The sequence below is a fragment of the Clavibacter michiganensis genome, assembly GCF_021216655.1.
Classification (GTDB): Bacteria; Actinomycetota; Actinomycetes; order Actinomycetales; family Microbacteriaceae; genus Clavibacter; species Clavibacter michiganensis.
Genome location: NZ_CP080437.1, coordinates 1,652,000 through 1,670,328, shown reverse-complemented (window position 1 = coordinate 1,670,328; position 18,329 = coordinate 1,652,000). Strand labels below are relative to the sequence as shown.

At 68.4% G+C, this 18,329-nt stretch carries 16 protein-coding genes; 10 read left to right on the top strand and 6 right to left on the bottom strand.

Going from position 1 to position 18,329, the window contains the following annotated elements:
* Nucleotides 1-88 precede the first annotated feature (88 nt).
* Together K0V08_RS07735 and prpB are read left to right on the top strand one after the other, a co-directional pair.
* On the top strand, nucleotides 89-1,639 hold the full coding sequence (locus K0V08_RS07735) for an MmgE/PrpD family protein (RefSeq protein ID WP_079534771.1): 1,551 nt from the start codon (nucleotides 89-91) through the stop codon (nucleotides 1,637-1,639).
* Nucleotides 1,639-2,553, top strand: coding sequence for a methylisocitrate lyase (gene prpB, locus K0V08_RS07730; RefSeq protein ID WP_079534769.1), 915 nt, complete (start codon nucleotides 1,639-1,641; stop codon nucleotides 2,551-2,553). Before K0V08_RS07735 ends, prpB begins: the two co-directional genes overlap by 1 nt.
* Before the next feature lie 3 nt (nucleotides 2,554-2,556).
* Here prpB and K0V08_RS07725 read toward each other — a convergent pair whose 3' ends face one another.
* The 5 genes from K0V08_RS07725 to K0V08_RS07705 all read right to left on the bottom strand — a co-directional run bounded on the left by K0V08_RS07725 (nucleotide 2,557) and on the right by K0V08_RS07705 (nucleotide 7,135).
* Nucleotides 2,557-2,712: a hypothetical protein gene (locus tag K0V08_RS07725; protein ID WP_157444680.1), complete on the bottom strand. Its 156-nt coding sequence runs from the start codon at nucleotides 2,710-2,712 to the stop codon at nucleotides 2,557-2,559.
* A gap of 60 nt (nucleotides 2,713-2,772) precedes the next feature.
* Nucleotides 2,773-3,393 (bottom strand): NAD(P)H-dependent oxidoreductase, encoded by a 621-nt coding sequence (locus tag K0V08_RS07720; RefSeq protein ID WP_079534767.1) that lies wholly within the window; start codon nucleotides 3,391-3,393, stop codon nucleotides 2,773-2,775.
* 34 nt (nucleotides 3,394-3,427) lie between these two features.
* Complete coding sequence (locus K0V08_RS07715; RefSeq protein ID WP_231689064.1) at nucleotides 3,428-3,601, bottom strand: hypothetical protein; 174 nt, start codon at nucleotides 3,599-3,601, stop codon at nucleotides 3,428-3,430.
* A gap of 65 nt (nucleotides 3,602-3,666) precedes the next feature.
* The gene (locus tag K0V08_RS07710) at nucleotides 3,667-5,475 is read right to left on the bottom strand and encodes an AAA family ATPase (protein WP_079534763.1); all 1,809 of its coding nucleotides are present in this window, start codon (nucleotides 5,473-5,475) and stop codon (nucleotides 3,667-3,669) included.
* A gap of 190 nt (nucleotides 5,476-5,665) precedes the next feature.
* Nucleotides 5,666-7,135 carry a dihydrolipoyl dehydrogenase family protein gene (locus K0V08_RS07705; protein WP_079534761.1) on the bottom strand — a complete coding sequence of 490 codons (1,470 nt, stop codon included), beginning with the start codon at nucleotides 7,133-7,135 and terminating at the stop codon, nucleotides 5,666-5,668.
* Nucleotides 7,136-7,382: 247 nt separating this feature from the next.
* Between K0V08_RS07705 and K0V08_RS07700 the strand changes: the two genes are divergently transcribed.
* The 7 genes from K0V08_RS07700 to K0V08_RS07670 all read left to right on the top strand — a co-directional run bounded on the left by K0V08_RS07700 (nucleotide 7,383) and on the right by K0V08_RS07670 (nucleotide 16,807).
* Complete coding sequence (locus K0V08_RS07700) at nucleotides 7,383-8,534, top strand: bifunctional 2-methylcitrate synthase/citrate synthase (protein WP_079534759.1); 1,152 nt, start codon at nucleotides 7,383-7,385, stop codon at nucleotides 8,532-8,534.
* A 247-nt stretch (nucleotides 8,535-8,781) separates the two neighbouring features.
* On the top strand, nucleotides 8,782-10,884 hold the full coding sequence (locus tag K0V08_RS07695; protein ID WP_079534757.1) for an ATP-dependent nuclease: 2,103 nt from the start codon (nucleotides 8,782-8,784) through the stop codon (nucleotides 10,882-10,884).
* Between the two features lie 557 nt (nucleotides 10,885-11,441).
* On the top strand, nucleotides 11,442-13,019 hold the full coding sequence (metG, locus tag K0V08_RS07690) for a methionine--tRNA ligase (protein ID WP_079534755.1): 1,578 nt from the start codon (nucleotides 11,442-11,444) through the stop codon (nucleotides 13,017-13,019).
* Between the two features lie 71 nt (nucleotides 13,020-13,090).
* Nucleotides 13,091-14,041 (top strand): TatD family hydrolase, encoded by a 951-nt coding sequence (locus K0V08_RS07685; protein ID WP_012039058.1) that lies wholly within the window; start codon nucleotides 13,091-13,093, stop codon nucleotides 14,039-14,041.
* The gene (rsmA, locus tag K0V08_RS07680) at nucleotides 14,038-14,952 is read left to right on the top strand and encodes a 16S rRNA (adenine(1518)-N(6)/adenine(1519)-N(6))-dimethyltransferase RsmA (RefSeq protein ID WP_012039057.1); all 915 of its coding nucleotides are present in this window, start codon (nucleotides 14,038-14,040) and stop codon (nucleotides 14,950-14,952) included. Before K0V08_RS07685 ends, rsmA begins: the two co-directional genes overlap by 4 nt.
* A gap of 10 nt (nucleotides 14,953-14,962) precedes the next feature.
* Nucleotides 14,963-15,901: a 4-(cytidine 5'-diphospho)-2-C-methyl-D-erythritol kinase gene (locus K0V08_RS07675; protein ID WP_012039056.1), complete on the top strand. Its 939-nt coding sequence runs from the start codon at nucleotides 14,963-14,965 to the stop codon at nucleotides 15,899-15,901.
* Between the two features lie 27 nt (nucleotides 15,902-15,928).
* The gene (locus tag K0V08_RS07670; RefSeq protein WP_228511051.1) at nucleotides 15,929-16,807 is read left to right on the top strand and encodes a DMT family transporter; all 879 of its coding nucleotides are present in this window, start codon (nucleotides 15,929-15,931) and stop codon (nucleotides 16,805-16,807) included.
* Nucleotides 16,808-16,862: 55 nt separating this feature from the next.
* On the opposite strand, the gene K0V08_RS07665 is transcribed toward K0V08_RS07670, so the two are convergent.
* Nucleotides 16,863-17,366, bottom strand: coding sequence for a CGNR zinc finger domain-containing protein (locus tag K0V08_RS07665; protein WP_079534751.1), 504 nt, complete (start codon nucleotides 17,364-17,366; stop codon nucleotides 16,863-16,865).
* Between the two features lie 87 nt (nucleotides 17,367-17,453).
* Between K0V08_RS07665 and K0V08_RS07660 the strand changes: the two genes are divergently transcribed.
* Nucleotides 17,454-18,329 (top strand): alpha/beta fold hydrolase, encoded by an 876-nt coding sequence (locus K0V08_RS07660; RefSeq protein WP_079534749.1) that lies wholly within the window; start codon nucleotides 17,454-17,456, stop codon nucleotides 18,327-18,329.

The window sequence follows — 18,329 nt, the reverse complement described above, 5'->3', positions numbered from 1 at the left end:
ACGGCCCCGCCGGTGGATACGCTGGACCGGTGCCGCGCGGACGGGGCCACGAGCCCTCCGCGACAGGCGCCCGACCGTGAGGAAGAGCATGCAGATCCACCGCGTCCGCGTCCACCGCAGCGACGAGGCCCTGCCTCCCGGGGAGCAGCTGGCGGGGCGCATCGCCGCCGTCGCCGCGGATCCCGTCGAGGTCGACGCCGAGGTCACCGAGATGATCGTCAACCGCATCATCGACAACGCGGCCGTCGCGACCGCCTCGCTCACCCGCGCGCCCGTCGTCGCCGCGCGCGCGCAGGCCCTCGCGCACGGGCCGTCCACGGGCGGCGCCGGCGCGACCGTCGTGGGCGCGGATCCCGCCACGCGCGTCAGCGCCGAGTGGGCGGCGTGGGCGAACGGCGTGGCCGTGCGCGAGCTCGACTACCACGACACGTTCCTCGCGGCCGAGTACTCGCACCCGGGCGACAACATCCCGCCGATCCTCGCCGCCGCGCAGCACGCCGCCGCTGGAGGCCGCCCCGACGGCCGCGCGCTCACGGGCGCCGACGTGATCCGCGGCATCGCGACCGGCTACGAGATCCAGGTCGACCTCGTGAAGGCCATCAGCCTGCACGCGCACAAGATCGACCACGTCGCGCACCTCGGCCCGTCGGCCGCCGCCGGCATCGGCACGCTCCTCGGCCTCGACGAGGGCACGGTGTTCCAGGCGATCGGCCAGGCCCTCCACACCACAACGGCCACGCGCCAGTCGCGCAAGGGCGCGATCAGCACGTGGAAGGCGCACGCGCCCGCGTTCGCCGGGAAGATGGCCGTCGAGGCGATCGACCGGGCGATGCGCGGCCAGACGAGTCCCACACCCATCTACGAGGGCGAGGACGGCGTGATCGCGTGGCTGCTCGACGGCCCCGACGCGGGCTACGACGTGCCGCTGCCCGCGCCCGGCGAGGCGAAGCGGGCGATCCTCGACACATACACGAAGGAGCACTCGGCCGAGTACCAGGCGCAGGCGTGGATCGACCTCGCGCGCCGCCTGCACCACGCGCACCCCGTGCTCGCCGACGCGGACGCGATCGACCGCGTCCTCATCCACTCCTCGCACCACACGCACGTGGTCATCGGATCCGGCGCGAACGACCCGCAGAAGTACGACCCGCGCGCCAGCCGCGAGACGCTCGACCACTCGATCCCGTACATCTTCACCGTCGCGCTGCAGGACGGCGCCTGGCACCACGTCGACTCGTACGCGCCCGAGCGCGCCGGCCGCCCCGACACGGTGGACCTCTGGCGCCGCGTCACCACGACCGAGGACCCGGAGTGGACCCGCCGGTACCACTCCATGGATCCGGCGGAGAAGGCGTTCGGCGGCCGGGTGGAGATCCGCCTGACCGACGGCTCGACCATCGTCGACGAGATCGCCGTCGCCGACGCGCACCCGCTCGGCGCCCGGCCGTTCGCGCGCGCCGACTACGTCGCCAAGCTCCGCGCGCTCGCTGACGGCGTGCTCGAGGACCGCGAGGTCGACCGCTTCCTCCAGCTCGTCGAGCGCCTGCCCGAGCTCGGCGCCGACGAGCTCGCCGGCCTCACCGTGACCGCACGACCCGGCCTCCTCGACGGCGTCGGCTCCCCGAAGGGACTCCTCTAGTGCTGCACTCGAACCTCACCTCCGCCGCCAAGCGCCGCGCGTTCCGCGAGCGGCTCGCGAGCGGCGAGCTGCTCCGGATGCCCGGCGCGTTCAACCCGCTGTCGGCCCGCCTCATCCAGGACAAGGGCATGGACGGCGTCTACATCTCCGGCGCCGTGCTCTCGGCGGATCTCGGCCTGCCGGACATCGGCCTCACCACCCTCACCGAGGTGGCCGGGCGCTCGCAGCAGATCGCGCGCGTCACCGACCTGCCCTGCCTCGTGGACGCCGACACGGGCTTCGGCGAGCCGATGAACGTCGCGCGCACCGTGCAGATGCTCGAGGACGCCGGCGTCGCGGGCCTCCACATCGAGGACCAGGTGAACCCCAAGCGCTGCGGGCACCTCGACGGCAAGCAGGTGGTGGACGAGTCGACGGCGCTGAAGCGGATCCGCGCGGCCGTCGACGCCCGCCGCGATCCCGACCTGCTGGTCATGGCCCGCACCGACGTGCGCGGAGTGGACGGCATAGCCGCGGCGGTCGACCGGGCCCGCGCTCTCGTCGACGCGGGCGCCGACGCGATCTTCCCCGAGGCGATGGCCGACCTCGCCGAGTTCGAGGCGATGCGCGCCGCGGTGGATGTGCCGATCCTCGCCAACATGACCGAGTTCGGGAAGAGCGAGCTGTTCACGACGCAGCAGCTCGCGGACGTGGGCGTCAACATCGTGATCTACCCGGTGTCGCTCCTGCGCCTCGCGATGGGCGCCGCCGAGCGCGGCCTCGACGCGATCCTCGAGGAGGGCACGCTCGCCGGCAAGGTGCAGGAGATGCAGACCCGCGCCCGCCTCTACGAGCTCCTCGACTACGCGGGCTACAGCGCGTTCGACGAGGACGTCTTCACCTTCACGCTGGAGGGGAACCGCGGCGGGGCGTGATGCCTAGTCGCGCTCGTCGAGGCCGCGGAGCGTCCCGTCGAGCGCGAGGCCGAGGGCGAGCACGGCCAGCAGCATCCCCATGCCGACCGACGCGAGGACGTTCCCCGCACGGATGACCGCGCGCACCCCGCCGGATCGGGCGGCGGGGGCGGCGGGCATCCGGCGAGGCTAGCCGCGAGTCGGACTCGGGCGGTCGGAGCGCGCACACGCGCCCCGGCCTCAGGGTCGCGGATCCACCGGCTCGGACCCCGTCGCGATCGCGATCGCCGCGACCACCTCGGTCACGGCCCGATCGGCCTCCGCCGCGACGGCCTCCCGGTCGCCCGACTCGGAGTCGTGCACGAACGCGGTCGCGCCCCGCCGGACGCCGCAGTAGTCGAGGATCCCGTGGCCGACCTGCGTCTCGAACGCGGTCAGGTAGCCGTGCCGCGCGAAGGACGCGCGGCTCGTGCCGGACACGGGGACGAGGTGCACGGTGAGGCGCTGGAGCCGCTTCTCGATGCGCCCCTCGTCGTCGATCCCGAAGGCCCAGCCGGCGATGAACGTGCGGTCGATCCAGCCCTTGAGCAGCGCCGGCATCGACCACCACCACACCGGGAAGACGAGCACGACGTGGTCCACGGCATCGAGCCGCGCCTGCTCCGCGAGGACGTCCGCGGGTGCGGGGGAGTCGCCCGCGTACGCGCCCCGGTCGGCCATGCCGAACACGGGGTCGAAGCCCTCCTGCGCGAGGTGGGCGACCTCCGCCCGGTCGGGTCCGAGCGCGGCGACGAGCCGGCGGGCGACGTGGTGGGTGAGGGAGTCGGGATCCGGGTGGGCCGTGACGATGAGCGCGGTCATGCGTCCATCCGACCACGCCCGACCGGACGCCGCGTCAGTCCAGCTCGCCCGCCAGCGCCTCGTCCTGCAGCAGGCGCCGGGCCGCGATCCCGATGATCGCGCTGTACGTCGGGTACGCGAACCGCACGTGCGCGAGGGTCGCGACGTCGACGCCCGCGGCCATCGCGGTGGTGACCGACTGGATCACCTCGACCGCGTTCTCGCCCACGGCATGCGCGCCGAGGATCAGCTCGCGGCGGCTCCATACTTCGCAGCTCGACGCGGCAAAAGACCTCAGTGGGAGGCCCTACGCCCACGGAACTCTTTCGACGGCAAGTCATTTGCCCTTCGAATAAATTGGACGACTGCCCGTACTCGTCCGGGCAAGGCTTGGGAGCCTTCCAGATTGGTCCACTGCTTGACCACTTCCTGGGCTAAGGCTGTCTTATTAATTTCACTTCTCCTTCCAGTTTGGGAGAGATCCAGGGGATTGGTATACCGATCGCCTGCCCATACCGGATGAGACCGAGGGTGTAGCGCAAGAATGGCGCTTTTCAGTATGTTTGGTGGTACGTAGCTTTCGATAGTGTAAGCGTCAGTTATCCACGCGTAATTATCGGAGTCCGAGTTCAAGCCAAAAGCCTCTTTGATCTTCTTTTTGGCCGGATTGATGTCCTGGGCTCTTGAGGATCGGTCCGAGTCAATAAGAATCATAAGATGACGATTTAAGCGAGGAAGCATGATGAACTCGCTAACCTCATTGTCTTCCACGGTGAGATGTTTTAAAAGGGCTCCACCATAAAACATGATGGAGAAATGCACACCTTCAGTCAAAGAGTCATCAATTATGCGGATCCAATGCCTCAGGTATATCCGGTCCGAGGGTCCTTCTACCCACAATATACAATTCGCCTGGACGATATCAGAAGCTCGATACCCGAGATCCCGAGCAATGTTTGCGATCTCACTCGGTCGGATGCTTGGATCGACTTTGGTGCCGTCCACTGTTAGGCGAACGTGGGAAATGGAGGCTAAGGCGGAATCGAGAAAATGGGCAGAGTGAGTAGCAATCAGATACTGGTTGCTAGTTTGTTCCTTCAAGTAACGTAGTAGTCGACGCTGCAGAACGGGATGAAGGTGCACCTCTGGCTCCTCGATGCAAACCAGGTGGTTTTCCAGGAGGGTTGCGGCGACGGCCAAAATAATGACCTCGTGGACGCCTGTGCCGAGAGCGTCGAGCTCCAAAACACGACCGCCACTCTGAACCAGGATCCGGTCTTGGTCCGAAGGCACTGTGATTCGCGCAGTAGTATCCTCCAGCACTTGCTTCACAAACTCGTTAATTTCCTCGAACTTTGCCTGCGCTGAGGCGTACTCACGCAGGGCTGGGTTCTCCAACGCGGCCAGTCGTTTCACTAGACCCGCACCGCTGAAGTCCGATTCGCCTTCGCTCGTTACGCGAATTTGGCGAAATGCGGCTATGGTACTGACGGGCGGGATTTTAGATGGTAGGTCAAGCGCTTCAATGAATTCAGCAAGTAATTTTTGGTCATGTTTTGAGCCTGATATCGAGCTGGTAGGGCGTACTGCGGTGCTCCAGTACGGAGGGCCGCCGTAATTACCGAGGTTCGGCTGTGTATTGTATTCTGCCAGTGCGCGCGCTAACTGTGCGGGCGACGGGACGAGTGTTCCAGACTGGATGCCATCCGGAAGGACAAAGTCAAACCACGGATCCTCTCCTGGCCCCTTAAAGGCATCGAGAGCAAGCATGTGGTCGATGGCTCGTTTGTGAGTTGCTGGCACTGCTGACGTGGGCTCACCAAAGGCGGCAAGAAGGGCCATTTCGTGAGGTATGGCAAAAGAGACGCTCAGGGTGAACTGTGTAGATACATTATCCCCTTGTGGTCTGTCAAAGCCTTGAGGTGCCGAGAACGGGTTGCGAGGAAGCATGTTGGATAAGAGTGAGCTTGCCACGCGTAATGCATTCGACTTGCCACTGTTATTCTGTCCGACAATCAAGTGAACCTTATCCATCGCGCCAATGCGCTGAACCTCCTTTCCCCAAAAGCTTCTGTATCCAGAAAACCCGAATCCTTTTAGCATCTGCGGCACGGTGCCCCCAAGGCGTATGTATTCTTCAATTAAGACTTACGAACCTAATGCGGCTGTAGCGTGTTCAGCCCCAGATGTCGTCAGCGACAAAAGGTGTGCGCGACTCACCAAGAGCCGATTCATAAGTGTGCTCCCTGGGCTGAAGGGCTTGGATACCCCAGTCAGGGGCTCATGGTGAGCGTCAGTCCAGCTCGCCCGCCAGCGCCTCGTCCTGCAGCAGCCGCCGGGCCGCGATCCCGATGATCGCGCTGTACGTCGGGTACGCGAACCGCACGTGCGCGAGGGTCGCGACGTCGACACCCGCGGCCATCGCGGTGGTGACCGACTGGATCACCTCGACCGCGTTCTCGCCCACGGCGTGCGCGCCGAGGATGAGCTCGCGGCGGCGGTCGGCGATGAGGAGGAGGAAGCCGGCCTCGCGGTCGTCGATCACGGCGCGGTCGACCTCGGCGAACGGGACGCGCGCGACCACGCACGCTCCGTCGCGCTCGCGCGCCTCCGCCTGGGTGAGGCCGACGCCCGCGTAGTCGGGGTCGGTGAAGCCGCCCGCCGGGAGGAGCTGCAGCGGGATCCGCCGGTTGACGCCCAGCACCGCGTTCTCGGCCGCCGCCTCGCCCTCGGACTGCGCCGCCTGGACGAGCATGTCCTTCCCGTTGGCGTCGCCCACCGCGAGGATGTGCGGCACGCGCGTGCGGAGGTACCGGTCGACCGGGATCGCCGAGCGCGCCACCTCGACGCCCGCGTGCTCGAGCCCGAGGTCGTCGACGTCGGCGGGCCAGCCGGTGGCCATGATCACGGCGTCGAAGCTGGAGGACTGCGGGCGGTCGCCTTCACGCCAGAGCAGGGTGATGGATCCGTCGCCCGTCTTCGTGAGGCCCGTCACCGTGTCGATGCCGGTGCGCACGCGCACGCCCTGCGCGGCGAACGCGTCGGCGACGGCCTCGGAGATCGCCTCGTCGGACGCAGTGAGCACGCGCGGCGCGACGTCGAGCAGCGTCACCTCGGAGCCGAACGAGCGGAAGACGGTCACGAGCTGCGCGCCCGTGTTGCCGGCGCCGATGACGGCGAGTCGGCGGGGGATCCCCGGCAGCGCGAGCACGTCCGCGGGCACGGTCGCGAGCTCCGCGCCGGGCACGGGCAGGCGGCGCGAGTGGCCGCCGACGCACACGATGATCGAGCCCGCGGTGATCCGCCGGCCGCTGTCGAGCTGGAGCGTGCGGTCGTCGACGAAGCGCGCGCGGCCCTCGTGGATCAGCGTCACGCCCGCCGCCTCGAACCGGGCGGCCTCGTCCTTGAGGGAGCGCACGCGGTCGACCTGCTCGTGCACGCGCGCGACGATCGACGGCCAGTGCGGCGTCGCCTCGCCCACGCCGATCCCGTTCTCGCCCGCGGAGCGCACCTCGCGCACGAGCCGCGCGGTCTTCGCGAGCACGCGCGTGGGCACGCATCCGGTGTTGACGCACGTGCCGCCGACGCGGCCGGCCTCCAGCACCACGACGGATGCGCCCAGCTCGGCGGCGCGGAGGGCCGCGGCGGTGCCCGCGGGTCCGGCGCCGATGACGGCGACGTCGTAGTGGGCCAGTGCGTCGGGTGCGTCCGGTGCGTCGGGCGAGGCGGCGGCGGGATCGGCGTGGTCGGTGCTCTCGGGCATGGCGTCCTCCGGGTCGGCGCGGCTGCGCGGTCGGCGCGTCGGGTGCGCCTGCTCGTGAGGCTACCGAGCGGATCCCGCTCCGACGCGGGTGCGGAGCCGCCCGTCACCGGCGTCCGCTCCTCCCCAGGAGGCTTCCGCGCGTCCATCCCGCGGCCGTCCCCGGTCCTCGCCCCCGCGCAGCCCGCCCCGATACAGTGACGAACGCACCCCGAGGCGACCCGATCCGCCCGACCGACGCGGGTGCGGCATGACGCGAAGGAGCACCATGACCGACATCCGCAAGGGCCTCGCCGGGGTCGTCGTCGACACGACCCGCATCAGCAAGGTCGAGCCGGCCACCAACTCCCTCCTCTACCGCGGGTACCCGGTGCAGGAGCTCGCCGCGCACTGCTCCTTCGAGCAGGTCGCGTACCTCCTCTGGCACGGCGAGCTGCCCACCGACGAGGAGATCGCGCACTTCGAGAACCAGGAGCGCGCCGAGCGGCGGCCGTCCGACGCGGTGCTGCGGATCGTCGACGCGCTGCCCGTCGACGCCCACCCGATGGACGTCCTCCGCACCGCGGTGAGCGCGATCGGCGCCGCGGATCCCGCGCCCGACGACCACTCGGCCGACGCCGACCTCGAGCGGTCCGTGCGGCTGCTCGCGCAGATCCCCGTGCTCATCGCGTACGACCAGCGCCGCCGCCTGGGCCTCGCCCCGGTCGAGCCGCGCGACGACCTCGGCCTCGCTGAGAACCTGCTCCTCATGGTCCACGGCGAGCGCCCCACCGAGGCCGACGCGAAGGCCATGGAGGTGTCGCTGATCCTCTACGCCGAGCACTCCTTCAACGCCTCCACGTTCACGGCCCGCGTCATCACCTCGACCCTCGCCGATCTGCACTCGGCGGTCACGGGCGCGATCGGCGCGCTCAAGGGCCCGCTGCACGGCGGCGCCAACGAGGCCGTGCTCGAGACGCTCGACGAGATCGGCGACGCGTCACGGGTCGAGGCCTGGCTGGATGAGGCGCTCGCCGCGAAGCGCAAGGTCATGGGCTTCGGCCACCGCGTCTACCGTGCGGGCGACTCGCGCGTGCCCACCATGAAGGCCGCGCTCGACGACCTCGTCGCGGTGCGCGTCGAGGCGGGCGGCGAGGCGGCGGAGTCCGCCCGCCGCGCGATGGATCTGTACGACGCGCTCGAGCGCGGCATGGCCGAGCGCACGGGGATCCTGCCGAACCTCGACTACCCGTCGGGCCCCGCCTACGCGCTCCTCGGCTTCGAGACCCGCGCCTTCACGCCGCTGTTCGTCGCCGCGCGCGTGGTCGGCTGGACCGCGCACGTCGTGGAGCAGCGGGCGTCCAACTCGCTGATCCGGCCGCTCTCCGAGTACGACGGACCGGCGGAGCGCCACCTGTCGTGACCGCGACGCGGGCTCGGTACTTAGTTCACGGATGGTCGCGGACCCAAGCAACTCGAGCGGGTCAAGCTCGCACGGCGTCCTCGTCCCACGGCAGGCGCGGTGGGTAGTAATCGAGTGTTAGGAACAAAAAGCACGGCCTATGGTGCCCCCCATTCTAGGACGTGTCCGGCGCCCGCGTCCGTCGTAGGATTGTTACTACGAGGAGACCGCCAAATCTAGCCTCGTCTTCGCAATCAATCGAGGACCCATGAAGCTCACCAATATCCGAATTCAGAACTTTCGAGCTCACGCGGATACGACAATTCCATTGTCGCAACTCGGTTGCCTGATCGGCGAAAATAACGCGGGCAAGTCCTCGGTGCTTCATGCCTTACAGTTCGTACTCGAAGAGAAAAAGCTGACTGCGACTGACTTTCGAGATCAGAGCGTGCAGGCATGCGTCGTGCTTCGAATCGAAGACATTGATGCAGACGACTTGTCCCGAGTCGGTGAGGCTCACCGTGAGCGCGTCGCGAGTATGATCCGCAACGGATCACTAACTCTCGTGCGCACCCAGGCCGCTGCTGCCACCGCGGAGTCCCGGTACATGGACTATTCGCCGACATCAGATAGTTGGGACGATGCCCGCCTCGAGGCGGCAATTACTGGTAAAAAAGGCGTTAATTTGCGGGCTGCCGCTGTCGAATGTGAGCCACTTTTCGCTGACGTGCTAGATGCCGCCCCGAAGATCGGGGACGTACGCGATTACTGGAGGCAATTCAAGCAGCAGCTCCCCGAAGAAGAGTTGACGGAAGTCCCTACAAAGTTTGCTACTGGAATTAGCGCGGGCTTGAAGCCGCTCCTGCCAAGTGTTATATATATCGAGGCGGTTAAAGATGCGACGGCTGAAGCCAAGCCGACTGGATCGGCCACATTTAGTAAACTCCTTGAATTACTCTTCACGGAAGTCGAAGACCAGCTCGGTAGCATCGAAAAGCAATTTGCTGGTATTCACTCGAAGCTGAGTCGTGTACTTGAAGCAGATGGCAAAGCGAGCGACCAAAGGTTGCCTGCCGTAAAGCTTATCGAGGCGACGATCGAGCGCTTCGTTCAGAATAGCTTCCCAGACGTGAAGTTGCAGATGAACGTTCCCGCTCCCACGCTGACGACAATTTTAAGCGGAGCGGAGCTGGCGATCGACGATGGGCACCTCGGAATGCTCGCGAGCAAAGGCGATGGTCTTAAGCGAACTGTTCTGTTCGCCATTTTGCGGGCGTATACGGAGCTCCGCGGACGTGGCCTTGGCGAGGAGCCGGCCCCTGCCTCAAAAAGGCATGCGTATGTTCTCCTCTTCGAGGAGCCGGAGCTATACCTTCATCCACGTGCTCAGAGGCAGCTGATGGCGGCGCTCGAAGTATTCTCCCGTGATCACCAGGTTTTGGTCACCACCCATTCCCCCGGTTTCTTCACGCCGACAACAAGTGGCTTTGCAAAGTTGCAAAAGACGAGGGACGGTGTCATTCCTTACCCTGTCGATATTGCTTTGCAGGCGAGGGACGCGTACCAGCTCATTCATCACGAAAACAACGAGGCTGCGTTTTTCGCTAGAACCGTGGTGCTCGTCGAGGGCGATAGTGACACGATTACATTCCCTCACCTAGCCAAGATGATCTCGACAGATTGGGATCAAAATGATCGAAATGTCATGTTTGTAAAAACGGGCGGTAAGGGTAGTATCTCGCGATACCGAGACTTCTTTAAAAATTTTAATGTTGCAGTCCACGTCATCACTGACCTCGACTCTCTCGCCGAGGGATTTAAGCACCTTGCGGTTGACCAAGGACTAAAGCGACAGCACTCTGTTTTGATGGCGGCTGTAAATGAGTACCTTCCCGAGGAAAGTTCTCCGAATAGTGAAAAAGTGGGGAAAATAGTCGCACGGCGTAACTCCGGCGCACTTTGGCGGGCAGCTCAGGGGCACCTGTCGGCATGGCGGGAAGCTCGTGACGAGGTGGAGGCCCAAGCTGTTGAGCAGGTTTTGGAAGAGCTCTTCGATCTTGGCCAGGGTCATTCCAAAGAAAGCATCCTTGCCTCGCCTCCTACTACGTCAATCGAAGAGCAGCGGGATGCGGTGATTGTTGGACTGGCCCGTGAGCGCGTCTACGTCCTGAGGCGGGGTGACCTAGAGGTATATTGCGGCGGATCCGCAAGTTCGGAGAAGGTGGAAGCTTCAATTGCTTTCTGCAAAGAAATCACTACAATCGAACAATATTCTGGACGACTCGGTGGGGAGGCGGAGCCAATGCTTGAGGAGCTCCGAGACATATTTGCTCAAGTATTTGCCGGTACCGATGATCTTGCTTTAACGTGACCCTGGCGTTTCAGGAAAATTGTGTCCGCGCCCTTGTGATAGGAGGTCATTCGCAGAGCTCTGATGGCTGAGGCCGTGTTTGCGTCGCGGGTTGGCATGCGAGGTATCGCTCACGCGTCTGCAGTCACGTTCGCGCTTGCATGGTTGCGCCCTGGCGTGCCTGATTACATTGGCGGCCTCCCCGCCCTTAGCTTGCTGAAGTGCGCGACCGTCACAAATGGCCGTTTGGCGGCGCGACACGTGCCTTGCATGCCTCCCGTCTTTGACGCACATGACCACAAGTGCGTGTTATTATTCAATTTGCGTACTCGAACATGAAGTAACTAATCGCTTGTAATTCGGCTTGGGTCTACGGTTGGCCGGCCGGCGGGCCAGCCGTGCGAAGAAGAGCCCAGGAAACGGTGGTGGCGCGGCTCTCGTCGCGGTTGGGCGCGAGTTTAGATCCTCGGCGGCTCGGTGACGAAGCCAGCGTCGATCGCGGCGTCCCGCCCGGAGCCGCCGCCCGAGCCCCGGTCACACGACAGGGAGCGCTCCCGCCGATCGTTAGGATGGAGCCCATGTCCCGCGGCGAGCCCTTCTACATCACCACGCCGATCTTCTACGTGAACGACGTCCCGCACATCGGGCACGCGTACACCGAGGTCGCCGCCGACGTGCTCGCCCGCTGGCACCGCCAGCGCGGCGACGACACCTGGTTCCTCACGGGCACCGACGAGCACGGGCAGAAGATCCTCCGCACCGCCACGGCGCACGACACCACCCCGCAGGCCTGGGCCGACCGCCTCGTCACCGAGAGCTGGCAGCCGCTGCTCGAGGCCGTCGACATCTCCAACGACGACTTCATCCGCACCACGGACGCCCGCCACGAGGAGAGCGTCAAGATCTTCCTGCAGCGCCTCCACGACGCCGGGTTCATCTACACGGGCGAGTACAAGGGCTACTACTGCGTCGGCTGCGAGGAGTACAAGCAGCCCTCCGACCTCCTCGAGGGCACGGGTCCGTTCGAGGGCCAGCTCGTCTGCGCCATCCATTCGAAGCCCGTCGAGCTGCTCGAGGAGAAGAACTACTTCTTCCGCATGAGCGACTTCGGCGAGCGGCTGCTCGCGTTCTACGAGGAGCGCCCCGACTTCATCCAGCCCGAGAGCGCGCGCAACGAGATCCTCTCGTTCGTCCGCCGGGGCCTCGAGGACCTGTCGATCTCGCGCTCCAGCTTCGACTGGGGCATCCCGATCCCGTGGGACGAGAGCCACGTGGTCTACGTGTGGTTCGAGGCGCTGATGAACTACGTCACGGCCATCGGCTACGGCGTCGACGACGAGCGGTTCCGCCGCCGTTGGCCCGCGACGCACCTCGTGGGCAAGGACATCCTCCGCTTCCACGCGGTCATCTGGCCGGCCATGCTCATGGCGCTCGGCGAGGAGCCGCCCCGCCGTGTCTTCGGCCACGGCTGGCTGCTCGTCGGCGGCGAGAAGATGTCGAAGTCGAAGCTCACGGGCATCGTGCCGCAGACCATCACCGACACCTTCGGCATCGACGCGTTCCGCTACCACTTCATGCGCTCCATCGCCTTCGGCCAGGACGGCTCGTTCAGCTGGGAGGACCTCAGCGCGCGCTACCAGGCCGAGCTCGCGAACGGCTTCGGCAACCTGTCCTCCCGCGTGATCGCCATGGTCGGCCGCTACTTCGACGGCCGCATCCCCGCGGCGGACGAGCTCACCGAGGCCGACGAGCGCGTGCTCGCCGTCGCGCGCTCCGCCGCGGCCACCGCCGACCAGGCCATCGACCGGCTCGCGATCCACGAGGCGCTCGCCGCCGTGTGGACCCTGGTCGACGAGCTCAACGGCTACATCACGAGCCAGGAGCCGTGGGCCCTCGCGAAGAAGGACGAGGATCGCGCGCGCCTCGAGACCGTGCTGCACACCGCGGTCCGCGGCCTCGGCACGCTCGCCGTGCTCCTCGCGCCCGTGCTGCCCGGCGCCACCGCGAAGCTCTGGACCGCGCTCGGCGGCACCGGCACGGTCGGCCAGCAGCGCATCGACCTCGCCGACGAGTGGACCGGAACCGGCACCGTCACCCCGCTCGAGGCGCCGCTGTTCCCGCGCATCGAGCAGGAGCCTGCGACGCCCGTCGTCTGACGCCCGCCGACGGGCATCCGGGTGCCGCGCCCCGCCGGGCGCGGCACCCGCCCCTCGGTAGAGTGAGCGCGATGTCCGACTCCAACTACGTGCGCCAGCGCGACACCTCCGCGGCCCACGGCCAGACGCGCGACCTCACGTACCCGCCGCTGCCCGAGGCGCTCACGGTGCCCGTCTACGACAACCACACGCACCTCGAGATCGCGGACGGCGAGTCGCCCATCGACTTCACCGAGCACCTCGACCGGGCGAGCTCCGTCGGCGTCCGCGGCGTGATCCAGGTGGGCGGCGACCTCGAGACCTCCCGCTGGTCCGCGGAGACCGCGGCGCACGAGCCCCGCATGCTCGCTGCCGTCGCGATCCACCCGAACGAGGCCCCGGCCTACGAGGAGGCGGGCACGCTCGACGACGCGCTGGCCGAGATCCACGAGCTCGCCGGACGCCCGCGCGTGCGCGCCGTCGGCGAGACCGGCCTCGACTTCTTCCGCACCGGCGAGGAGGGCCGCGCGGCCCAGCAGCGCTCGTTCGAGGAGCACATCCGCATCGCCAAGGAGCGCGGCATCGCCCTCCAGATCCACGACCGCGACGCGCACGACGAGGTCGTCGCCACGCTGCTGCGCGTCGGCGCCCCCGAGCGCACCGTCTTCCACTGCTTCTCCGGCGACGAGGACCTCGCCCGGATCTGCGCCGAGAACGGCTGGTACATGTCGTTCTCCGGCACGGTCACCTTCAAGAACGCGGGGGACCTGCGGGAGGCGCTCGCCTTCGCGCCGCGCTCGCTGCTGCTGGTGGAGACGGATGCGCCGTTCCTCACGCCCGTGCCGTTCCGCGGCCGGCCTAACGCGCCGTACCTGATCCCGCACACGCTGCGCGCGATGGCCGCGCACCTCGGCACCGACGTGTCGATGCTCGCCGCGCAGATCTCCTCCAACACCGAGCTCGTCTACGGGCGCTGGGACGACGAGCCCGTGACGTCGCCGTCGAAGGACCCCGCCGAGATCGACCCGGCGGACCGCGCGTGAGCGACGAGACGGCACCCGCCGCGCCCGCTCCCGCCGCCGCGCCGACGCTCCTCGGCCCCGCCGAGATCCGCGACCTCGCCGAGCTGCTCGGCGTCGCGCCCACCAAGAAGCTCGGCCAGAACTTCGTCATCGACGCCAACACGGTGCGCCGCATCGTGCGGGTCGCGCGCGTCGAGGCCGGCACGCACGTGGTCGAGGTGGGGCCGGGCCTCGGATCCCTCACCCTCGGCCTCCTCGAGACCGGCGCGAGCGTCGTCGCCGTGGAGATCGACGGCCGGCTCGCCGAGCAGCTGCCGATCACGGTGGCGCTCTACCAGCCGGACGCCGAGCTCACGGTCGTGCACGAGGACGCGCTGCGCGTCGCCGAGCTGCCCGGGGATCCCACCGCGCTCGTCGCCAACCTCCCGTACAACGTCTCCGTGCCCGTGCTGCTGCACCTGCTCGAGCACTTCCCCGCGATCCGCACGGGCGTCGTCATGGTGCAGGCCGAGGTCGGGCATCGCATCGCCGCGGCGCCCGGATCCAAGGTGTACGGATCCCCGAGCGTCAAGGCCGCCTGGTACGGCGCGTGGCGTACGGCAGGCCAGGTCAGCCGCCAGGTGTTCTGGCCTGTCCCGAACGTCGACTCCGTGCTCGTCGCGTTCGAGCGGCACGCGGAGCCGTTCGCCTCGGAGTCGCTCCGCGTCCGCACGTTCAAGATCGTCGACGCGGCGTTCCAGCAGCGCCGCAAGATGCTCCGCCAGGCGCTCGCCGAGCTGCTCGGCGGGAGCGAGGCGGCGTCCGCCCTCCTCGAGGCCGGAGGGGTCGCCCCCACTTCGCGGGGCGAGGAGCTGAGCGTCCACGACTACCTCCGCGTGGCCCGTGCCTGGGCGGATCGCGACGCGGACGGAGTGCCTCCCAGCCTCCGCTAGGTTGGATCACATGACCTCCGCGGCCACCACCTCAGATGTGGTGCACGCGCGGGCCCCCGGCAAGATCAACGTCTCGCTCACGGTCGGCGCACTCCAGGAGGACGGCTACCACGACGTCGCCACCGCCTACCAGGCCGTCGGCCTCTACGAGGACGTGTGGGCCACGAAGGCCGACGGGTTCTCGGTCGAGTTCGGCGGATCCATCGACACGTCGCACCTCACCACCGGCGCCGACAACCTCGCCGTGCGCGCGGCCCGGCTCCTCGCCCGGAGCACCGGCTACCGCGGCGGCGTGCACCTGCGCATCGAGAAGAACGTCCCCATCGCGGGCGGCATGGGCGGCGGATCCGCGGACGCCGCGGCCACCCTCCTCGCCTGCGACACCCTGTGGGGCACCGAGCGCACGCGCGACCAGCTGCTCGCGCTCGGCGCGGAGCTCGGCGCCGACGTGCCGTTCGCGCTCGCCGGCGGCACCGCCATCGGCACCGGTCGCGGCGACCGCCTCAGCCCCGCGCTCGCCAAGGGCACCTTCCAGTGGGTGCTCGCCATCGCCGAGTTCGGCGTCTCCACGCCCGACGTCTACGGCGAGCTCGACAAGCACCGCGAGCGTCACGCGCAGGACATCTTCCCGGCGCAGCAGATCCCGCAGGTCGACTCGGGCGTGCTGCAGGCGCTGCGGGCGGGGGATCCGCACATGCTCGCCGAGGTCCTCCACAACGACCTCCAGGCGCCCGCCCTCCACCTCGCGCCCGGCCTCGGCGAGGTGCTGCAGCTCGGCGAGGAGAACGGCGCGCTCGCGGGCATCGTCTCGGGATCCGGCCCCACGGTCGCGTTCCTCGCGGCGGACCTCGACAGCGCGCTCGAGCTGCAGATCGCGCTGAGCGCGGCCCGCCTCACGGTCATCCGGGCGACCGGGCCCGTGCACGGCGCCCGCATCATCACGGGCTGACGCGGCCCGCTCCGCACCATGCGCACGATGCTGCCCCGCGCCATCCGGCCGTCCCGCCCCGAGTGGGCGCTCATCGGCATCACGGCGATCTGGGGCGGCACGTTCCTCGCGGTGCACGTCGCGATGGAGCACAGCGGGCCGCTCTTCTTCGTGGGTCTCCGCTTCCTCGCCGCGGGCCTGATCAGCGTGATCCTCTTCCGCCGGGCCCTCCGCGGGATGCGCCGGATCGACCTCGCGGCCGGGGCGGCGATCGGCCTCATGATCTTCCTCGGCTACGGCCTCCAGACGTACGGGCTGCAGACGATCCCGAGCAGCACGTCCGCCTTCATCACCGCGCTGTACGTGCCGCTGGTGCCGCTGCTGCAGTGGGCGGCATTCCGGAAGCGGCCGAGCGCGCTGGCCCTCGCGGGCGTGGCGCTCGCGTTCGTCGGACTGCTGCTCGTCGCCGGTCCCCAGGAGGGGGTCGCGCTCGGCGCGGGGGAGCTGGCGACGCTGGTCAGCACGCTGCCGATCGCCGCCGAGATCATCCTCATCGGGCTGTTCGCCGGTCGCGTCGACGTCGGCCGGGTGACCGTCGTGCAGCTCCTCGTCGCCGGCGCGCTCTCGCTCGCGTACATGCCGCTGGCCGGGGAGGCGATCCCCGCGTTCTCCTGGGTGTGGCTCGTGGCGGCGGTGGCGCTCGGGGCGAGCAGCTGCCTCATCCAGCTCACGATGAACTGGGCGCAGCGCTCCGTCTCGCCGACGCGCGCCACGATCATCTACGCGGGCGAGCCGGTCTGGGCGGGCCTCATCGGGCGCGTGGCGGGGGAGCGGCTGCCTGCGCTCGCGATCCTCGGCGCGGCGCTCATCGTCGCGGGGACGCTCGTGAGCGAGCTGAGGCCGCGGGCGGCGCGGGAGCCCGTCTAGCGCACGGCCCCCGTCTCGCGGAGGTGGCGGATCAGGTCCTCCGGCCCGGCCCGGCTCAGTCGCGCACCCGCTGCGCGTGGGCGCGGGCCTTCATCCGGTTGCCGCAGGTCGCCATGGAGCACCACTTCGCGGTGCCCGGGCGGCTGTGGTCCACGAGGAACAGCTCGCACTCGGCGTTGGCGCACGGGCGGAGGCGGCCGGGGAGCCGCGCCGAGACGGTCGACCAGGCGAGCACGGCGTCCACCGGGAGGCGGTCGTCGCGGGGGGCGCGGAGCTCCCAGGTGATGCCGGCGGCGGTGACGCGCGGCGTGCGGACGGCGCCGTCGACCACGGCCGCGAGCTCCTCGAGGGCGGCGGGCGCTGCGGCATCGCCGCGGATCACGGCGTGCAGTGCGTCTCGGGTGCGCCGGAGACGCTCGAGCTCGGCCGTGGTGCCGGTGCCGCCCCACGTGCGGGCGAGCTCGCGGCCGGATGCGCCGGCGAGGCGGTCCTCACGCTGCCAGTCGACCACGGGCGCGCTGTTCAGCAGTCCCAGCAGCAGCTCCTCGTCCGGGTCCATGGGTCCTCGCCTCCTGCGCGCTCGGGCGGCGCGATGGATCCATGCTACCGTCTCGCTAACCACCAAAACAACTCAAAGGGGTTAGCAATGGTCACCGTCCATCACCGCACCGTCTCGGTCTCCGTCGACGGGCTCGACGACCTCGACGTCTTCTGGCGCGAGGCCGGGCCCGCCGACGCGCCCGTGCTCCTGCTGCTCCACGGGTACCCGTCGAGCTCGCACATGTTCCGGCACCTGATCCCGGCGCTCGCGGGCCGCTTCCGCGTCATCGCACCGGACCTCCTCGGGTTCGGCCGGTCGTCCGCGCCGTCCGTCGAGGAGTTCGACTACACCTTCGCCGCGCTCGCCGAGGTGACCGCACGCTTCCTCGCCGCGATCGGGGTCGAGCGCTACGCGATCTACGTGCAGGACTACGGCGCCCCCGTCGGCTGGCGGCTGGCGCTCGCCGACCCGTCCGCGGTCACGGGCGTCATCACGCAGAACGGCAACGCCTACGAGGAGGGCTTCGTGCCGTCGTTCTGGGATCCGATCTGGGCCGACGCCGCCGAGCGCACCGACGCCACGCGCGATGCCCTCCGCCCGGCCCTCGGTCGCGAGGCCGTGGAGTGGCAGTACACGCACGGCGTGCCGGACCCGTCGGTCGTGGATCCCGACGCCTGGGAGCACGACCTCACGCTCCTCGCCCGCGCCGGCCAGGACGACGTGCAGCTCGCGCTCTTCCGCGACTACGCCACCAACCGGGAGCTCTACCCGGCGGTGCACGCCTGGCTCCGCGAGTCCCGCGTGCCGGTGCTCGCGATCTGGGGACGGGACGACGAGATATTCGCCGCCGCCGGTGCGGAGGCCTTCGCGCGGGACGCGCCGCACGCGCGCATCGAGCTGGTCGACGGCGGGCACTTCCTCCTCGAGTCGCACCTCGACCGCGTCGTCGCGGCGATCGGGGAGTGGCACCCCGTCGAGTGA